General features: G+C 29.8%; 2 protein-coding genes. Both read right to left on the bottom strand.

The genetic code is table 11. The features are described 5' to 3' along the window. Positions 1 to 342, bottom strand: a 342-nt coding sequence (locus tag HCCG_RS11440) for a hypothetical protein (protein WP_034548704.1), incomplete at its 3' end; no start/stop codon positions are given. Positions 343 to 344: 2 nt separating this feature from the next. Beyond that, positions 345 to 620, bottom strand: a 276-nt coding sequence (locus tag HCCG_RS12385) for a T6SS effector amidase Tae4 family protein (RefSeq protein ID WP_002957716.1), incomplete at its 5' end; no start/stop codon positions are given.

Here is a 620-nt window from a genome sequence, read left to right as displayed (position 1 = left end):
AAGACAGGTATAGAATCGTGGCATAAAATTGGATTGTGTATGAGCTTTTATGAAATTTTTAAACTGCATAAAACCATCATTATTTTCAATGTAGAAAAACGAATGATTATTGTTGCGCAGTTGAAGTTTATGCGTAATGTGAAAAAACCAAAAACTATTTTCGCTAAACTTATCCTGCTCAACACAATACTCAAATCCCAATTTTTTAAGCATACTCACCTTTTTTTCATAGGAATAAGGCAGGTTATCAGCTTTTTTTAAAATAGTAATAGCCTCAATAGCACTGCTAAAAGTAACGCACAATACAAACATAAATAATATAATAATTTTTATTTTTTTCATTATCAGTCCTTTAATTCCCAAAATTGAAAATTGCTAGAATGATAGATATGCGTATTACCAAAGCTATCATTCCATATAAGCTCAAGCAGATAATTGTAGTTTGTTTTATTTTGCACATCCACAAAGTCATTTGTATTCCACAAGGTAGTATGCGAAAAATTGCTACTAAATTTTTGATTGATAAAATGCCGTCCTTTTATCACAGCAATACCTGTGTTGCCTTGCAAATTATTAAATGTCAATTTTCTTTCATCATTGCTTTTTGGTTCTATGGCAAC

The sequence above is a fragment of the Helicobacter cinaedi CCUG 18818 = ATCC BAA-847 genome, from assembly GCF_000155475.1.
Classification (GTDB): Bacteria; Campylobacterota; Campylobacteria; order Campylobacterales; family Helicobacteraceae; genus Helicobacter_C; species Helicobacter_C cinaedi.
Note: the sequence above shows the minus strand (reverse complement) of the source record. Positions and strands in the feature narration are given on the sequence as shown.